The 17,906-nt window shown below is 67.6% G+C and carries 16 protein-coding genes; 3 read left to right on the forward strand and 13 right to left on the reverse strand.

Going from position 1 to position 17,906, the window contains the following annotated elements:
- Positions 1 to 8: 8 nt before the first annotated feature.
- Positions 9 to 1,160, reverse strand: coding sequence for a low temperature requirement protein A (locus tag AC1ROD_RS09615; protein WP_492948033.1), 1,152 nt, complete (start codon positions 1,158 to 1,160; stop codon positions 9 to 11).
- A gap of 131 nt (positions 1,161 to 1,291) precedes the next feature.
- Between AC1ROD_RS09615 and AC1ROD_RS09620 the strand changes: the two genes are divergently transcribed.
- Genes AC1ROD_RS09620 through AC1ROD_RS09630 form a run of 3 tightly spaced genes read left to right on the forward strand, consistent with a single transcriptional unit; the run spans position 1,292 to position 5,771 of the window.
- Complete coding sequence (locus AC1ROD_RS09620) at positions 1,292 to 2,581, forward strand: O-antigen ligase family protein (RefSeq protein WP_492948034.1); 1,290 nt, start codon at positions 1,292 to 1,294, stop codon at positions 2,579 to 2,581.
- Positions 2,550 to 4,652, forward strand: coding sequence for a DNA topoisomerase IV subunit B (gene parE, locus AC1ROD_RS09625; RefSeq protein WP_492948035.1), 2,103 nt, complete (start codon positions 2,550 to 2,552; stop codon positions 4,650 to 4,652). Before AC1ROD_RS09620 ends, parE begins: the two co-directional genes overlap by 32 nt.
- Positions 4,653 to 4,679: 27 nt before the next feature.
- On the forward strand, positions 4,680 to 5,771 hold the full coding sequence (locus AC1ROD_RS09630) for a sialidase family protein (protein WP_492948036.1): 1,092 nt from the start codon (positions 4,680 to 4,682) through the stop codon (positions 5,769 to 5,771).
- On the opposite strand, the gene AC1ROD_RS09635 is transcribed toward AC1ROD_RS09630, so the two are convergent.
- From AC1ROD_RS09635 to AC1ROD_RS09690, 12 genes are all read right to left on the reverse strand, one after another.
- Positions 5,768 to 7,135: an MATE family efflux transporter gene (locus AC1ROD_RS09635; protein WP_492948037.1), complete on the reverse strand. Its 1,368-nt coding sequence runs from the start codon at positions 7,133 to 7,135 to the stop codon at positions 5,768 to 5,770. The genes AC1ROD_RS09630 and AC1ROD_RS09635 overlap by 4 nt on opposite strands.
- A gap of 84 nt (positions 7,136 to 7,219) precedes the next feature.
- Positions 7,220 to 7,636, reverse strand: a complete 417-nt coding sequence (locus tag AC1ROD_RS09640) for a hypothetical protein (protein WP_492948038.1) — start codon at positions 7,634 to 7,636, stop codon at positions 7,220 to 7,222.
- Positions 7,637 to 7,647: 11 nt separating this feature from the next.
- Complete coding sequence (locus AC1ROD_RS09645) at positions 7,648 to 8,361, reverse strand: ABC transporter ATP-binding protein (RefSeq protein WP_492948039.1); 714 nt, start codon at positions 8,359 to 8,361, stop codon at positions 7,648 to 7,650.
- Positions 8,354 to 9,670: a lipoprotein-releasing ABC transporter permease subunit gene (locus AC1ROD_RS09650; protein WP_492948040.1), complete on the reverse strand. Its 1,317-nt coding sequence runs from the start codon at positions 9,668 to 9,670 to the stop codon at positions 8,354 to 8,356. The genes AC1ROD_RS09645 and AC1ROD_RS09650 overlap by 8 nt, the downstream gene beginning before the upstream one ends.
- Positions 9,667 to 10,980 carry a proline--tRNA ligase gene (proS, locus tag AC1ROD_RS09655; protein WP_492948041.1) on the reverse strand — a complete coding sequence of 438 codons (1,314 nt, stop codon included), beginning with the start codon at positions 10,978 to 10,980 and terminating at the stop codon, positions 9,667 to 9,669. The genes AC1ROD_RS09650 and proS overlap by 4 nt, the downstream gene beginning before the upstream one ends.
- Positions 10,981 to 11,170: 190 nt before the next feature.
- Entirely contained in the window at positions 11,171 to 11,422 is a 252-nt protein-coding gene (locus AC1ROD_RS09660) for a DUF1467 family protein (RefSeq protein ID WP_492948042.1), read from the reverse strand.
- Positions 11,422 to 11,682, reverse strand: coding sequence for a hypothetical protein (locus tag AC1ROD_RS09665; protein ID WP_492948043.1), 261 nt, complete (start codon positions 11,680 to 11,682; stop codon positions 11,422 to 11,424). Before AC1ROD_RS09665 ends, AC1ROD_RS09660 begins: the two co-directional genes overlap by 1 nt.
- Positions 11,683 to 11,747: 65 nt before the next feature.
- On the reverse strand, positions 11,748 to 13,424 hold the full coding sequence (locus tag AC1ROD_RS09670; protein WP_492948044.1) for a ribonuclease J: 1,677 nt from the start codon (positions 13,422 to 13,424) through the stop codon (positions 11,748 to 11,750).
- Positions 13,425 to 14,204: a type III pantothenate kinase gene (locus AC1ROD_RS09675; protein ID WP_492948435.1), complete on the reverse strand. Its 780-nt coding sequence runs from the start codon at positions 14,202 to 14,204 to the stop codon at positions 13,425 to 13,427.
- The gene (locus AC1ROD_RS09680) at positions 14,201 to 14,962 is read right to left on the reverse strand and encodes a biotin--[acetyl-CoA-carboxylase] ligase (protein WP_492948045.1); all 762 of its coding nucleotides are present in this window, start codon (positions 14,960 to 14,962) and stop codon (positions 14,201 to 14,203) included. The genes AC1ROD_RS09675 and AC1ROD_RS09680 overlap by 4 nt, the downstream gene beginning before the upstream one ends.
- A gap of 4 nt (positions 14,963 to 14,966) precedes the next feature.
- Entirely contained in the window at positions 14,967 to 16,412 is a 1,446-nt protein-coding gene (gene nuoN, locus AC1ROD_RS09685; protein ID WP_492948046.1) for an NADH-quinone oxidoreductase subunit NuoN, read from the reverse strand.
- 7 nt (positions 16,413 to 16,419) lie between these two features.
- The gene (locus AC1ROD_RS09690) at positions 16,420 to 17,904 is read right to left on the reverse strand and encodes an NADH-quinone oxidoreductase subunit M (protein ID WP_492948047.1); all 1,485 of its coding nucleotides are present in this window, start codon (positions 17,902 to 17,904) and stop codon (positions 16,420 to 16,422) included.
- Between the last annotated feature and the right edge of the window lie 2 nt (positions 17,905 to 17,906).

Genomic DNA, 17,906 nt, shown 5'->3' on the forward strand with positions numbered 1-17,906 from the left:
TCCGTGGGTCAGGCCGCCCGCAGACTGACCGTCTCCCAGCCCGCGACCGCGATCAGCACCGCCGTCGTCAGGGCGGCGAGGATCAACGGCGTCACGAACGGCACCGCGAACCACAAGGCCGCGAGCGCCACGCAGCCCACCACCCGTGGGATCGACCAGCGGACGAAGATGGCGAGCTTGGCCAGCAGGCCGCCGATCATGAACAGCAACGGGCCGCCGATCAGGACGGCGGCGACGGCGGGCTCGACATGGCCCGTGGGGTGGACCAGCGACAGCTCGTCGCCGACGGCAGTGACGATGATGCCCGCCACGATCAGGATCGGGCAGTAGGTGTAGGCGCGGCGGGCCAGGGTGCCGGGGTCGTCGGCTTTCGAGATGACGTCCGAGGCGGCGTCGTGGGCGGCGCTGAAATAGATCCACCACATGGCCAGGGTTCCGACGAAGGCGACGGCGGCGGCGGCGATGACCTCGGACGTCCAGGTCGCCTCGGCGAAGGTGGCCCCGGTGATCAGCAGGGACTCGCCCAGGCAGATGATGACGAACAGGCCGACGCGTTCGGCCATATGGCCGCCCTCGACCGTCCATTCGGCGGTGTTGGCCTTTCCGAGACCGGGCACGCGGTAGAACATGGCCGGTGAGATGTATTCGATGAACAGGGCGGCCAGCCACAGGCCGGTGCGCAGGTCGCCCTCCATCAGCCCGCCGGCGATCCAGAAGACGCCGGAGAACATCTGCCAGATGATGATGCGCTGGAAATTGCGCTTGAGCATGGCGTCGTTGCGCGCCGCCCAGAGCATGAAGCCGCTGCGGACCATGGAGGTGGCGACGAAGGCCAGGGCGAACCACAGCCCCTTCTCGGTGAAGGCTTCCGGCACAGACGTCGACATGACGAGGCCCAGGGCCATCAGGGCGAACAGGGCGACACGAACGGGGACGCGCTCCGGATCGGCCCAGTTGGTGACCCAGCTGGTGTAGATCCACGACCACCAGATCGCCGCCGCCATCATGGCCGCGTGCAGCGCGCCCTCCCAGGTCAGGTGGTGCAGCAGGCTGTGCGAGATCTGGGTCACGGCGAAGACGAAGACCAGGTCGAAGAAGAGTTCGACGAAGCCGACGCGGGCGTGATGCCCGTCGCGTGTTCTCAGCAGACTATCAGCCATCCCCGACCCCAAATCCCAACGGTTCGTTAAGCACGAACGGCGACCCTGCCGCCGTGACCTTTATCCGTCCAGAGCCTGATTCCGACATATCGTCGGCAGGGGCCTCTCCCCCGTGGTGGGAGCAGGCCGCGGTGATCTTCGTGCTCGTCATGCTGACGGGCGCCCTGATCGGCCCGGTCTTCGCGCCGCTGCAGGAAGAGACGCCGATCCTGCGGCTGATCTGGCTGCCGGTCTATGCGGTGATCACCGCCCTGCTCTGCTGGCGCGCCGACAAGGTGATCAACGCCTGGCCGACGCTGATCATCCTCGGCCTGCTGATCCTGCACGCCTATGCCTCGAAATACTGGTCGATCGATCCGGGCGTGACCTCGCGGCGGACCATCGCCATGGCCTTCTCCAGCGTCTTCGCCATCTATCTGGGGGCGGTGTTCAGGGGACCGCAGCTGCCGCGCGTCCTGATGCTGTCGGGCCTGCTGATGGGGATCGGGAGCCTGATCATGGTCTTCGCCTTCCCGACCATCGGGGTACACCAGTACGACAACGCCGGCCTGTGGCGCGGCCTCTGGTATGAGAAGAACCAGATGGGGGTGGTCATGGTCGCGGGCGCGATCGCCGCCGCCGCCTGTCTGGCGCTGGAGGAACAGCGGACGAAGATGGCCTGGGCCGGTTTCGGGATCACCGTCATTCTGGTGCTGGCGACCCAGTCCAAGACCTCCCTGCTGTGTCTGGTCATCGGCGTGGGTCTGATCGGGACCCTGTGGGCGATGAAGAAGGGCGGGCCGGCGCTGACGGTGATCGGCGTCTGGTTCGGCGTCGTCCTGTTCGGCCTCGTGGCCTATGTCTTCATCACCGAGCCGGCCGTGGTGCTCAAGGCGCTGGGCAAGGACCCGTCCCTGACCGGCCGGACCGACATCTGGACCGCCCTGATGCGCGAGGTGGCCGAGCGGCCGTGGACCGGCTTCGGCTATCAGGCCTTCTGGGGCCGCGACTCCATTCCCGCCGCCTGGATTCGGGCCGAGACCCAGTGGCCCGTGCCTTCGGCGCACAACGGCTGGATCGATCTGCTGATCCAGCTGGGCTGGCCGGGCGCCATCGCCGTGGGGGCGACAGTGCTGATCGCCTTCCTGACCACCCTGTTCCGCATTCCGACCGCGGGGAACCGCGAGGGCTGGTTCGGCATCGCCTATTTCGCCGTCTTCCTGATGCTGAGCCTGTCGGAGAGCGTACTGCTGACCAACGCCAACCTGCCCTGGACCCTGTTGCTGGCGATCCTGACGCGCGGGCTGATGACCGGACAGGACGCGTTGATCCCCAGAAGCCGCGTCAAGCTTGCTCCAAACGCCGCCGGGGCCTACCTGACGCGGTCCCGAATCGCCTCACAGTACGCCCATGGCTCCCGCCGATCTGTTCTCCTTCGATGATGACCAACCGCAGCCGCCCAAGCCGGCCGCTGCTCCCGCGCCCACGCCCCCGGTTGCTCCGGTAGTGGCGAGCGCGCCTGCGCCCGCGCCCGAGGCGCCGAAGCCGGCCGCTCCGGCCGAGCCCGCGGCCCCGCCCGTTCCCGGCGGCTATTCCGCGTCTTCGATCGAGGTGCTGGAAGGGCTGGAGCCGGTCCGCAAACGCCCTGGCATGTATATCGGCGGCACCGACGAACGGGCCCTGCACCACCTGTTCGCCGAAGTGCTCGACAACGCGATGGACGAGGCCGTGGCCCGCCACGCCAAGCTGATCACCGTCGATCTGGACGCCGACGGCGTGCTGTCGGTCAAGGACGACGGGCGCGGCATTCCGGTCGATCCCCACCCCAAGCATCCGGGCAAGTCGGCGCTGGAAGTCGTCATGACCGTGCTGCACTCGGGCGGCAAATTCTCGGGCAAGGCCTATGAGACCTCGGGCGGTCTGCACGGCGTCGGCGTCTCGGTCGTCAACGCCCTGTCGGACCTGCTGGACGTCACCGTCTGGCGCGACGGCTTCGAGTGGAAGCAGTCCTTCTCGCGCGGCATTCCGCTGGGCCCCATCGCCCAGATCCAGCCGTCGAAGAAGAAGGGCACCCTGATCCGCTTCCATCCGGATCACGAGATCTTCGGCGTCGGCGCGGCGTTCAAGCCCGCGCGGCTGTTCCGCATGGCGCGGTCCAAGGCCTATCTGTTCCGCGGCGTCGAGATCAAATGGACCTGCGCGCCCGAGCGGATCACCGACGCGACCCCGGCCAGCGCCCTGCTGCACTTCCCCGGCGGTCTGGCCGACGCCCTGGCGGAACGCATCGGCGAGTTGGAGACCGTGACCCCGACCTTCTCGGGCCGGGTCGAGCGCAAGGGCGAGGCGGGCGCGGTCGAATGGGCCGTGACCTGGTCGCCGATCGGCTTCGGCGAGGCCGACGGCTTCGTGCAGTCCTATTGTAATACCGTCTCCACGCCCGACGGTGGCACCCACGAGGCCGGCTTCCGCGCCGCGCTGGTGAAGGGCCTCAAGGCCTATGGCGAGCTGACCAACGAGAAGCGCGCGGTCCAGATCACGGCCGAAGACGTCATCGCCAACGCCGGCGCCCTGATCAGCGTCTTCATCCGCAATCCCGAGTTCCAGGGCCAGACCAAGGACCGCCTGTCCTCGCCCGAGGGCCAGCGGCTGGTGGAGCAACTGCTCCGTGACCCGATCGACCACTGGTTGACCGAGAGCCCGAAGCAGGCCAACACCCTGCTGGGCTTCGTCATCGACCGGGCCGAGGACCGTCTGCGCCGCCGCAAGGACAAGGACGTCCAGCGCGCCGCCGCGACCCGCAAGCTGCGCCTGCCCGGCAAGCTGTCGGACTGTTCGCGCCAGTCGGCCAACGGCACCGAACTGTTCATCGTCGAGGGCGACTCGGCCGGTGGCTCGGCCAAACAGGCGCGCGACCGCACGACCCAGGCCATCCTGCCCCTGCGCGGCAAGATCCTGAACGTCGCCTCGGCGACCGCCGACAAGCTGCGCCAGAACATCGAACTGTCGGACCTGACCCTGGCGCTGGGCGTCACGCCCGGGCCGCGTTTCGACATCGAACAGCTGCGTTACGAGCGCATCGTCATCATGACGGACGCCGACGTCGACGGCGCCCACATCGCGGCGCTTCTGATCACCTTCTTCTACCGCTCCATGCCCGAGGTGATCCGTCAGGGTCGGCTCTATATGGCCCTGCCCCCGCTCTACCGGATCAGCGCCGGGCCCCTGTCGGAATACGCCCGCGACGACGCTCACCGCGACGAGCTGATGGCGACCGTCTTCAAGAACAAGAAGACCGAGGTCGGCCGGTTCAAGGGTCTGGGCGAGATGATGGCCTCCCAGCTGAAGGAGACCACCATGGATCCGAAGAAGCGCACCCTGGCCCGCGTCACCGTCCCCGAGAGCGAGGACGACATCGAGGATCTGGTCGAGCGGCTGATGGGCAAGAAGGCCGAGGCCCGCTTCCGCTTCATCCAGGACAACGCCCAGTTCGCGGTGGCTGATCTGGACGTCTAGGTCCGCCGCGACGCAGGAGACGACGCCATGGCCGATCTGACCCGTCGTATGCTCGGATCGGGCCTTGGCCTTGGACTGGCGATGGCGCCGCTGGCCGCCCGCGCCGAGACGCCCGGCGCCCTGCTCAGCCTCGGCTTCATCGAGGAGACCCCGCCCTATCCGGAGGCCCATGCCTCGACGATCGTGGAGATCGGTCCCGGCGTGCTGGGCGCGGCCTGGTTCGGGGGGACGAAGGAACGCAATCCGGATGTCGAGATATGGTTCGCCCGCTGCGAGGGCGGGCGCTGGGGGACGCCGGTCAGTTTGGCGGACGGCGTTCAGCCCGACGGGACGCGGCATCCGACATGGAACCCGGTGCTGTTCCAGCCGCCGGGCCAGCCGTTGGTGCTGTTCTACAAGGTGGGACCCACGCCGCAGGACTGGTGGGGCATGGTCATGACCTCCGGCGACGGCGGACGCAGCTGGTCGGCGCCGCGAAGGCTGCCCGGCGGCATTCTCGGCCCGATCAAGAACAAGCCGGCCGTGCTGGCCGACGGCGCCTGGCTGTCGCCGTCCAGCGTCGAGGCGGGCGAAGGCGTAGGGGCGAACGCCGGAGCCGGCTGGAGCCTGCATTTCGAGCGGTCCGGCGATCAGGGCCGGAGCTGGACGAAGAGCGATCCCGTCTCCTCCCCGCTCAATATCGACGCGATCCAGCCCAGCGTGCTCATTCACAAGGACGGCCGGCTGCAGGCCGTGGCGCGGACACGGCAGGGCGCCTTGGCCTCGACCTGGTCGGAAGACGGCGGGCGGACCTGGAGCCCGCTGGGGGCCGTCGACCTGCCCAATCCCAACTCGGGGACCGACGCCGTGACCCTGGCCGACGGGCGTCAGCTGATCGTCTACAACCCCACGGCCCATGCGGCGGCGACGCCCGGCAAGGGACCGCGCTGGCCGCTGGCGGTGGCCCTGTCGGATGACGGGGTGGTCTGGCGGCGGGTGCTGACGCTGGAGACCGAGCCCCTGACCAGCGGCTACGCCTATCCGGCGGTCATCCAGACGGCGGACGGCCTCGTGCACATGACCTGGACCTGGGACCGCAAGCGCATCCGTCATGCGGTCGTGGATCCGGCCAGGCTCTAGGCAGGCACGGCCTCGCGCGGCATGAGTCCGGCCAGCTTCCTCGCCAGCTCGCGGCGCAGGAAGAAGAGCGCGATCAGCATGTGGACGAAGACCGAGGCGGCCGAGAGCATCCAGACGTGCTCCAGCCGCGCCCAGGGCTGGGTCGAGAGCCAGATGGCCGGGCCGGCGAAGGTGATCAGGCGCGAGACGCTGCCGAACAGGGCCGGTCGGGTGTCGCCCAGCGCCTGAAAGGTCCCGGACGCCGTGAAGATCAGGCCGGTGGCGATGAAGTTCAGGGAGATGATCTTCAGGAAGGTCGAGCCGATCTCGATCACCCTGGGGTCGTGGGCGAAGGCGCCGATCATAAGGTCGGGCCGGATGTGGCACAGGGCGGTCAGGACCAGCATCAGGCCTATCGAGAGGACGGCGGCGTCGCGCACCGTGCGGCGCACCCGGTCAGCCCGGCCGGCGCCGAAATTCTGACCCGCCACAGGGGCGACGGCGAAGGACACCGCCATGGCCGGCAGGAAGACCGCCTGCATGACGCGCGAACCGACGCCGTAGCCCGCCTGGGCCTCGGGGCCGAAGTGGCGGATGACGCCATAGACCACGCCCGCAGTGATGAACATCAGGAGGAACTCCGCCGCCGACGGCAGGCCGACGCCGATGATCCGCCTCCAGACGGCGAAGTCCGGGCGCGGCAGTTTCAGCGGGTCGGCGATGAGGGTCTGGGAGCGGCCGAAGACATAGACCGTGCCGATGAAGCCCAGCGCCGATGCGATGGAGCTGGCCAGACCCGCGCCGAAGACTCCGAGCGGATGGCCCGTACCCCAGCCCGCGATCAGGACCGGCGCCAGGACGGCGTTGAGCAGGACCGTGCCCGTCTGGATCAGCATGGTCGGCCGCACGACGCCGGCCGCCCTCAGGGCCGAGCCCAGGGCGTTGGTCGGGTACATCAGGGCGAGCGCGGGCAGGAAGCCGAAGAGATAGGACACGCCCATCGATGCCGTCTCCCGGTCCGCCGCCAGCAGGTTCAGACCCGCATGGGCGAACAGATAGCCGGCGACCAGGGTGATGGCGCTGAGGCCCAGGGCAATGACCATGGACTGGCGATAGACCCCGTCGGCCTGATCGAAGGTCTTCGCGCCGATGGCCCGGGCTATCAGGCTGAGGGCGCCAACGCCGACCATCTGGGACGCGGCCATACACAGGAAGAAGGCGTTGCCCGCCAGCCCCACGCCCGCGATGGCCGAGGCCCCGATGCTGGCGACGAAATAGAGGTCGACGAGGAAATAGAGGGTCTGGAACAGCAGCCCCATGCCGATGAAGGCGGCCATGCCCACGAGCCGGCCGGTGATCGAACCCTGTGTCAGATCGTGCTGCATGATCGTCTCCCCCTCCGGCTCTCATAGCACGGTTTGGCGGAGATGATTTACCCGGGTAAAATACAGACGTCAAACGGCCTGGCGTTAGTCGGCCGCCTCGGCCAGATGAACGTCGCTTTCCTCGACGCCCGCTTCGATTCCGAGCGCGACATAGAGGGCGCGGGCCTCGGTCCAGGCCCTGAGGGCAGCAGGCGGGCGACGCAGGCCTTCGAGGGCGAGAGCCATCAGGCGGAGAGCGTTGGCGGCGTCGAGCGACGCCTCCTGCCCGTGCCGACGATAAAGGGCGAGCGCCTGTTCGGCGTGGGCCAGGGCCTCGGCCGGACGATCCGCCTCCAGGTCCAGATCCGACAGGTGGCGCAGGGCGAAGGCGCGCAGCAGCGGTTGGCCGGTCTCGCGCGCCAGGGCGGAAGCCTTTGCATAGCCGTTGCGGGCGGCGACGGCATCCCTGTCGGCGCGGGCCTGCCGGGCGATCTCGAACTGGGTCTGGATCGCCTCGGTCATTTCAGCGTGTCCTAGTAGGTCTGGCTCTCGGCCGGACGTTCTTCCAGATGGCCGTCCTTCAGGGCGAAGACGCGGTCCATGTGACCGGCCAGCTCCATGTTGTGAGTGGCGATCAGGGCAGCGACGCCGGTCGTCTTGACCAGATCGTGCAGGGCCTCGAACACCGTCTGGCTGGTGGCGGGGTCGAGGTTGCCGGTCGGTTCGTCGGCCAGCAGGAGGCGCGGCTTGTTGGCCAGGGCGCGGGCGAGCGCGACGCGCTGCTGTTCGCCGCCCGACAGCTGGGCCGGCTGGTGCAGCAGACGTTCACCGAGACCCAGCGAGGCCAGGGCCGTCTCCGCCGCCTTGCGGGCCACGGCGTCGGAATGGCCGGCGATCCGCAGCGGCAGGGCCACGTTGTCGCGCGCGTCGAACTCGGGCAGCAGATGGTGGAACTGATAGACGAAGCCGATGCGGTTCAGGCGGATGCGGGTGCGGGCGCGTTCGTCCAGCTGGCCCACATCGTCGCCGTCGATGATGACCTGGCCCTCGGTCGGGCGTTCCAGCAGGCCGGCGGCGTGCAACAGGCTGGACTTGCCCGAGCCCGACGGGCCGATCAGGCCGACGATCTCGCCGGGCCGGACGTCCAGATCGACGCCCTTGAGCACCGTCAGCGCGCCCTGGCCGGTCGTATAGGTGCGGACGATCCCGCGCAGGCTCAGGACAGGATTGGGGACGGGGCTACTCATAACGCAGGGCCTCGATGGGATCGATCCGGGCGGCGATCCAGGACGGCACAAGGCTTGCGATGCAGGACAGCAGCAGCGACCAGCACGAGATCCAGATCACGTCAGCCGGGTCGACCTTGGCCGGGATGGCGTCCAGCATATAGACGTCGGCGTTGAACAGCTGGACCCCGGTGACGCCTTCGATGAAGTGCTGGATCGCGGCGATGTTCAGACAGAAGACCAGACCGAGGAACAGGCCGACGACCAGGCCCGAAACCCCGATGATCATCCCCGCCAGGAAGAAGACCCGCAGGATCGAGGACTGGGTCGAACCGACGGTGCGCAGGATGGCGATGTCCTTGGTCTTGTTCTTCACCAGCATGACGATGCCGACGATGATGTTGAGCGCGGCCATGATACCGAGCATGGCCAGAATGATGCTCATGGCCACCCGCTCGACCTTCAGCGCCCCCCAGAAGGCGGCCAGACGCACGGTCCAGTCGGTGACCAGAGCCCCCCTGCCCGCCGCCTCACGCACGGCGTCGGTATAGGTCTGGACCTGATCGGGGTTGGCGACCTTCAGCTCGATGACATCCCAGACGCCCTCCTTGCCGAAGAAGAGCTGGGCCTGTTCCAACGGCATGAAGATGAAGGCGCGGTCGTAGTCGGCCGTGCCCGAGGAATAGGCGCCGCCGACGAAATAGGTCTTCGACAGGCCGCCGAGGTTGCCGAAGGCGCTGTCGGCGCCCGAGGGCGAGAAGATGGTGATGGGGTCGCCGACGCGCAGGCCGAGCTGGTCCAGCAGGGCCTGGCCGACCAGAACCCGGTCGCCGCCATAGGCGCCCTGGCCGAAGCCCGCGCGGGCCTCGGCCGACAGGCTCTTGTAGACATAGTTCATCGACGGCAGGTCGGACGGCTTGAGGCCACGCACGATGGCGCCCGTCGTCTGGCCGCCGCCCTGGATCAGGGCCTGGGTCTCGATCAGCGGATCGGCGCTGACCACGCCGGGCACGGCCTTGATCCGGGCAAGGGCCTGTTCGCGGTCGGGCGCGTTGAGCACCTGACCCGAGACATACATATGGCCGTTGAAGCTGAGCATCCGGCTGAGCAGCTCGGACCGGAAGCCCGACATGATGCTGAGCGTCACGATCAGGGCGAAGACCGAGAGCAGGGTCGAGACGAAGCTGACGATGGCGATGAAGGCCACCCAGCCTTCCTTGCGCTTGGGCCGCAGGTAGCGAAGCGCCAGGGCGAACTCCCAGCGGGAGAAGGGCCCGGCGGGCTTCACCGGCTTCAGATCAGGCAATCCGGTCGCGGGGACGTCGCTCAACCGATGATCTCCAGCGCCTGGGTCAGGGAGACGGTCTGCTTCTCGCCGGTGGCGCGGCGCTTCAGCTCGACGACGCCGTCCGCCAGACCCTTGGGCCCGATGGTGAGCTGCCAGGGCACACCGATCAGATCCGCCGTAGCGAACTTGCCGCCCGGACGCTCGTCGGTGTCGTCATAGAGGACGTCCTTGCCGGCGGCCTCGAGTTTGGCCACGGCCTCCTCGCAGGCGGCGTTCACGCCCTCGTCGGAGACGCGCAGATTGATCACGACCACGTCGAACGGGGCCACGGCGTCCGGCCAGATGATGCCGCCCTCGTCGTGGCTGGCCTCGATGATCGCGCCCAGCAGACGCGACACGCCGACGCCGTAGCTGCCCATATGGACCTCGGTGTCCTTGCCGTCCGGCCCGGCGACCTTCGCCTTCATCGGGGCCGAGTATTTGGTGCCGAAGTAGAAGATGTGGCCGACCTCGATGCCGCGGGCGGTCAGGCGGTTCTCTTCGGGCGTGCCAGCCTCGAAGGCGGCGGCGTCGTGCATTTCCTCGGTGGCCGCATACAGGGCCGTGCGCTCGTCGAAGACGGACTGCAGGTCGTTCCAGTCGACGTCGTTTCCGGGCGGGGCCATCTCGACCAGACGCTTGTCGCAGAAGACCTGGCTTTCGCCGGTGTCAGCCAGGACGATGAACTCGTGGCTCAGATCGCCGCCGATCGGGCCGGTGTCGGCGCGCATGGGCACAGCCCTCAGACCCATGCGGGCGAAGGTGTTCAGATAGGCCGCGAACATGCGGTTATAGGCCTTGCGGGCCGAGGCCTCGTCGATGTCGAACGAATAGGCGTCCTTCATCAGGAACTCACGGCCGCGCATGACGCCGAAGCGGGGGCGGCGCTCGTCACGGAACTTCCACTGGATGTGGAACAGGTTCAGCGGCAGCTGTTTGTAGGACTTCACGAAGCCGCGGAAGATGTCGGTGACCATCTCCTCATTGGTCGGTCCGTAGAGCAGCTCGCGCTCGTGCCGGTCGGTTATGCGCAGCATCTCGGGGCCATAGGCGTCGTAGCGGCCCGACTCGCGCCACAGGTCGGCCAACTGGAGGGTCGGCATCAGGAGCTCGACGGCGCCCGCCCGTTCCTGCTCCTCGCGCACGATCTGCTCGATCCGGTTCAGGACGCGCAGGCCCAGCGGCAGCCAGGCGTAGATGCCGGCGGCTTCCTGTTTGATCATGCCCGCGCGCAGCATCAGCTGGTGCGAGACGATCTGGGCGTCGGAGGGCGCTTCTTTGAGCGTAGGCAGGAAATAGCGCGACAGGCGCATGGCAGAATCCGCGTGGTCAGTCAGACCTGAGCTTTAGCCGGGACGGCAGGGCAAAAGCTAGGCAATCCTCCCCTTTTGGGGGAGGTGGCGCGACGCCCTTCGCGTCGTGACGGTGGGGGGCGATCCAGAAGCGGTGTATGGGGCTGGCCCCCTCCACCCCTTCGGGGCCCCCCTCCCCCGATGGGGAGGACTAGCCCAGTTTCGGCAGCGGCAACCAGCCGGTGAAGATCAGGACCATGGCCAGACCCCAGACGATGGCCGAGACCCAGGTGGTGGTGATGAATTTCTTCTTCAGATTGGGCGTCTTCGGCGCGCCCCATTGGCCGCCGTCCGTCGGCGGGGCCTGATCCTCCTGCGACATGCCCAGCGGCAGGACGCAGAACAGCACCGTCCACCAGATGGTGAGGAAGACGGCGGTCATGGTGATCGGGCCGATGGGCATCAGGACTCCTGGGACGCGGTCGATCCAGCCCCTACCCCGCTTCCCTGGTTCGAACCAGCGGCAGGCTCGGTCGATGGCGTCGCGGCGTCGGTGGGCTTGTCCGGCTCATGACGCGCCGGGGCGACATGGCCGGCCTTGGGGGTGCCCGTGATACGAATCTGGGTCGTCTCGGTGCGCCTGCCGGCGCCGTCGTGGCAGGCGTCGACCGTCAGGCCGACCGTGGCCAGGACGGTCAGGACCGCCAGGGTGCGAAGGGTCATACGCGGACTTTCCCCGATCTCCAGGGCGCGACCTTACGCCGCGCCCCTCGAAGCGCAAATCACGTTCAGAGACGCAGGATCACCGTCTCGACGATGGGGCGACGGTCCCAGATCTGCTGCGAGGCCTTCTTGAGGACCCGGGCCACGGCCTGTTCGACCACGGTGTCGTCCTCGCGGGCGTCGCCCTTCAGGCTGTTGACGGCCTGTTCGGCGCGCTCGGCCAGTTCGTCGAGAGCCTCGCCCAGCGGGCTTTCCTCATCGCCCGGCAGGCCGATGCCGCGCACGTCGATGTCGGAGACGATCTTGCCGCGACGGTCCATCGCGAAGGAGACCACGATCACCCCGTTGGTCGAGGCGTGGCGGCGTTCGCGCAGGGCCTCGCCCTGTTCGGGCACCAGCATGCCGCCGTCGACGAACAGGCGGCCGTTCGGCACCTCGTCGATGATGGCCGCCGGTCCGGGGGCCAGACGCACCATGTCGCCATTGCGCGGGGTGACGGTCTCGGGAACGCCCAGCTCGGTCGCGAACAGGGCGTGTTCGGCGATGTGGCGGCGCATACCGTGGGTCGGGACCGCGATCTGCGGCCGCGCCCAGGCGTACATCTGGCGCAGCTCGTCACGGCAGGGGTGGCCCGAGACGTGGATGCCGGGATGGTCCTTCTCGGTGTAGAGGCGCACGCCGCGCTCGGCGAGGCGGTCCTGCAGACGGCCGATCGACAGCTCGTTGCCGGGGATCACCCGGGCGGAGAAGATGCAGTGGTCGCCACGGCCCAGCTTGACCGTCGGGTGGGTGCCGGAGGCGACGCGGGCGAGCGCCGCGTTCTGTTCGCCCTGGCTGCCGGTGCAGAGATACAGGATCTCGTCGGCGGGCCAGACGCGGGCCTCTTCGTCGGACAGGAATTTCTTCACGTCGGACAGCATGCCGACGTGCTTCGCCGCCGCGGTGATGCGGTTCATCGAGCGGCCGGCCAGGAAGATCCGGCGGCCGTGCTTCTCGGCGGCGCGGATGACGCTGTCCATCCGGGCGACATTGGAGGCGAAACAGCCGACCGCGATGCGGCCGTGCTTGAGGCTTCCGATCAGCTTGTCCAGTTCCTCGGCGACGCCGGTCTCGGAGCCGGCCGAGCCTTCGGAGAAGACGTTGGTGCTGTCGCAGACCATGGCCAGCACGCCCTCGTCGCCGAGCGCGGTGATGGCCGAGGCGTCGGTGACCTGACCCACGACGGGGCCGTCATCGATCTTCCAGTCGCCGGTGTGGAACACCGTGCCCAGAGGCGTCTTGATGGCCAGGCCGTTCGGCTCGGCGATCGAGTGGGTCATGGTGATCATCGTCACCTGGAACGGACCCAGGTCGATGGTCCCGCCCAGCGGCACCTCGTGGATCTTCACCTGGTTCAGGATGCCGGCTTCGCGCAGCTTCTCGCGGATCAGGAAGGCGGTGAAGGGCGTCGCATAGAGCGGGGCCTTCATCCGGGTCCAGAGCCAGCCCAAGGCGCCGATATGGTCCTCGTGCGCATGGGTCAGGACGATGCCCTTGATCTTCTCGCCCTCGAGGAAGGACGGATCGGGGACGATCACGTCGATGCCGGGCGTCGAAGGGTCGCCGAAGGTCACGCCGACGTCGGCGATGATCCATTGGCGATTATGCTCCGGCCCATAGCCGTAGCAGTTGAGGTTCATGCCGATCTCGTTCGAGCCGCCCAGCGGCAGGAAGACGAGTTCGTCGTTGGCAGATTTTTTCATTCAGTCTTTCAAATCAGTATTGCGGCGCCAGATTTCCAGCAGGCCGCGGATGGTCAGGTCCGGATCGAACCGGTCAATTGCTGTTGTGGCGCCCTCGAACAGGGAGGCGACGCCGCCGGTGCCGACGACCGTCATCGGTGCGCCCCACTCGGCCTTGATGCGGGACACCAGTCCCTCGATGAGGGCGATATAGCCCCAGAAAACGCCCGATTGCATGGCGGCGACCGTGTCCTTGCCGATCACCCTCTCCGGCTTCTGGATGGCGATGCGAGGCAGTTTCGCGGCGGCTTCGTGCAGGGCCTGTAGCGACAGATTGATGCCCGGGGCGATCAGGCCGCCCTCGAAGGCGCCGTCGGCCGCTACGATGTCAAAGGTGGTGGCGGTGCCGCTGTCGATCAAGAGCAGGTCGCCCGGATAGACCAGATGGGCCCCGATGGCATTGACCAGACGGTCCGCGCCGGCTTCCGACGGCTTGGCGATCCGCACCTCGATGCCGAGCTTCGCATTCTCGCCGATGACCAGTGGTTCGGCGTTCATATAGCGCCGCGACAGGTTCCTCAGGTTGAAGATCGACTGGGGCACGACGCTGGAGATGATGCAGCCTGTCAGCTCGTCGAACGACAGGGCGTGCATGTGGAGCAGCTGGCTCAGCCAGACGGCGTATTCGTCGGCGGTGCGGTTGGCCTCGGTCGCCGTGCGCCACTGGGCGATCCACGCCTCGCCGTTGTGGATGGCGAAGAGCGTATTGGTGTTGCCCTGTTCGATGGCCAGCAGCATCAGCCCTGCCCTCCTGAGGTCGAACCGAAGAAGACATCGCCCGCCGAGATCAGGCGCAGATGGCCGTCGGGCAGCCGCAGACGCAGGGCGCCGTCGGCTTCCACGCCTTCGGCCATGCCTTCCAGCGTCTCATGGCCCAGACGGGCGACACAGGGACCGTCGAGGCCCCGGGTGCGGGCGATCCAGGCGTCGAGCACCGGCTGGAAGCCCAGGGTCTCCCAACGGTTCATCCAGATGGCGAAATGACCGGCGAGGATTTCGGCGGCGTCCTCGATCCGGGGCGTCGAATGGACGTCGCCCTTCAGATGGGCGGCGACGGACGTCGCGGGACGTTCGGTCCCGGTCGGGGCTTCGGTCAGGTTGACGCCGATGCCGACGGCCAGCCACAGGCCGCCGTCTTCGTGAGGTCCGGACTCGACCAGGATGCCGACCAGCTTGTCGGCCTCGACCATCACGTCATTGGGCCATTTGATGGTGACCAGTGGCGGCGGGACCAGCTCGCAGACCAGATCGGCGGCGGCCAGCGCCGCGACGAAGGTCACCTGCGCCGCCTCGGCCGGAGCCTTGCGCGTGGTGGTCAGCAGGGTCGCATAGAGGTTGCCGGTCTCGCTGACCCACTCGCGCCCGCGCCGACCGCGACCGGCCGACTGACGGCGGGCGACGATCCACAGGGGACCGCGCTCGCCCGCCTCAGCCCGACGACGGGCCTCGGCGTTGGTGGAATCCGTCTCTTCGAGCAGCAGGATCGGTGCGGGCGTCACCGCCCTACCCGGCTCCGAAGCCGGCGGCCGCGGCCTTGGCCAGGGGCTCGAGATAGATCAGACCGAGGATCACGACGGGGAAGGAGAAGGCCGCGCAGGCCCAGCCGATCCATTGCGACTCGACCGGAGCGGCGTCCGTGCCGACCTCGTCCAGCGGCGCATCGAACCACATCAGCTTGAGGATGCGCAGGTAGTAGAAGGCCGCCACGACCGAGGCCACGAGGCCCGCCGCCGCCACCATCCAGTAGCCGGCGCTCGCCGCCGCGCCGAAGACGTAGAACTTGCCCCAGAAGCCCGAGAACGGGGGCATCCCCAGAACCGACAGCGACAGGACGGTGATGGCCACCGTGGTGACCGGACGCGTCTTCTTCAGACCGGCCAGATCGGCGATCTTGCGGATCGGCTTGCCGCCCTTGGACAGCGACAGGATCAGGGCGAAGAAGCCGAATTGGTCGATGACGTACAGGGTCATGAACATGAGCATGGCCTGGACGCCGACGGTCGTGCCGGCGGCGATGCCCAGCAGGGCATAGCCGATGTTGATGATGGAGGAATAGGCCAGCAGGCGCTGGATGTCCTTCTGGGCCAGACCGCCGAACGAACCGACGGCGAACGAGATCAGCGAGATCAGCACCAGCACCTGGGCCCACTGGGCATGGATGCCGATGAAGGCGCCGTCCAGGACGCGGACGATCAGGACCATGGCCGCGACCTTGGGGGCCGTGGCGAACAGGGCGACGACCGGGGTCGGAGCGCCTTCGTAGACGTCGGGCGTCCACATGTGGAACGGCGCGGCCGAGACCTTGAAGGCCAGACCCGAGATCAGGAACACCAGACCGAAGATCAGACCGGCGCCGACGTGGTCGCCGGAGGCGACGGCGGCGATGTCCTCGAAGCGCATCGAACCGGTGAAGCCGTAGATCAGGCTGGCGCCGTACAGCAGCAGGCCCGACGACAGGGCGCCGAGGACGAAATACTTCAGACCGGCTTCCGAGGCCTTGAGGTCGTCGCGGTGGAAGGCGGCGAGGACATAGAGGGCCAGGGAATGCAGCTCGATGCCGACGTAGAGCGAGATCAGGTCGCCCGAAGAGGCCATCATGCTCATCCCGACCGAGGCCAGGACGATCAGGATCGGGAACTCGAACTTGGCGATCTTGTTGCGCTGCATCCAGCCGCCGCCGAGGATCACCGCCACCGCCGAGCAGAGGTAGATGACGACCTTGGCGTAGACCGCCAGCGGGTCGGCGACATAGGCGCCGTGGAAGGCCGCGCCCAGCGGGCCGGTGGCGGCGATGGCCGAGGCGGCGACCAGCAGGGCCACCGACAGGATCGAGATCAGACGTGCGCTCTTCTCGCCGATGAAGGCGCCGAGCACGAGCAGGACCAGACCGCCGATAGCGAGCGTGAGCTCCGGGGCGGCGAGATGAAGGGCGGAGGACAGATCAGGCATTGTTATCTCACCCGCCGATCGCGGCGCGATAGACGCCCACGACGGCGTCGACGGAGGCGGCGGTATAGTTGAGCACCAGGTCAGGCTGCACGCCCAGCCAGATGGTGCCGACGATCAGGGGGACGAAGATGACCAGCTCGCGCAGGTCGATGTCCTTGATGTCGGCCAGGGCCGGGTTGGTGATCTCGCCGAACATGACGTTGCGGTACAGCGTCAGGGCGTAGACGGCCGAGAAGATCACGCCCGAGGCGGCGACGAAGGCCACCCAGGTCGCGGCCTGGTAGCCGCCGGTCATGGTCAGGATTTCGCCGACGAAGCCCGAGGTGCCCGGCAGGCCGACGTTGGCCATGGTGAACATCAGGAAGATGGCCGCATACCAGGGCATGCGCGAGGTCAGGCCGCCGTAGAAGCTGATCTCGCGGGTGTGCATCCGGTCATAGACCACGCCGACGCAGAGGAAGAGCGCGCCCGAGATCAGGCCGTGGCTCAGCATCTGGAAGACGGCGCCCTGCATGCCCTGGGCGTTGCCGGCGAAGATGCCCATGGTCACGAAGCCCATGTGGGCGACCGACGAATAGGCGATCAGCTTCTTGATGTCGGTCTGACGGAAGGCGACCAGCGAGGTGTAGACGATGGCGATGACCGACAGGGTCATCACGAACGGCTGGAACATCTGCGACGCGATGGGGAACATCGGCACGTTGAACAGGATGAAGCCGTATCCGCCGAGCTTCAGCAGGATGCCGGCCAGGATGACCGAACCCGCCGTGGGCGCCTGGACGTGGGCGTCGGGCAGCCAGGTGTGGACCGGCCACATCGGCATCTTCACCGCGAAGGAGGCGAAGAAGGCGAGCCACAGCAGCGGCTGGAACTCGGCCGGGAAGTGGAAGGCCTTGAGCTCGGGAATGCTGGTGGTGCCGGCGTAGTAGGCCATCCACAGCATGGCCAGCAGCATCAGCACCGACCCCAGCAGGGTGTAGAGGAAGAATTTGTAGGACGCGTAGATCCGGTTCGCCCCGCCCCAGATGCCGATGATCAGGAACATCGGGACCAGGGTGCCCTCGAAGAAGATGTAGAAGAGGAACAGGTCCAGCGACGTGAACACGCCGATGACCAGGGTCTCCAGCACCAGGAAGGCGATCATATATTCGACGACGCGCGTCTCGATCGCTTTCCAGCTCGACACGATACAGATCGGCAGCAGGAAGGCCGTCAGCAGGACGAACAGGATCGAGATCCCGTCGACGCCCAGATGATAGCTCGCGCCCGCGAACCACTTGTGCATCTCGACGAACTGATAGGCCGTGTTCGACGGATCGAACTGCATGACCAGAACGATGGACACCGCGAAGGTGGCCAGGGTCGTGATCAGGGCGATCCAGCGCGCCAGCGGCGCGGCGGCGTCAGCGGTCTTCTGCGTGAACCGCGCGGCCAGGAGCACGAGGGCCCCGACCAGCGGCAGGAAGGTGACGATGCTCAGGATTGCGGGCACGG

The organism is Brevundimonas sp. GW821-FHT12E07 (assembly GCF_058807035.1).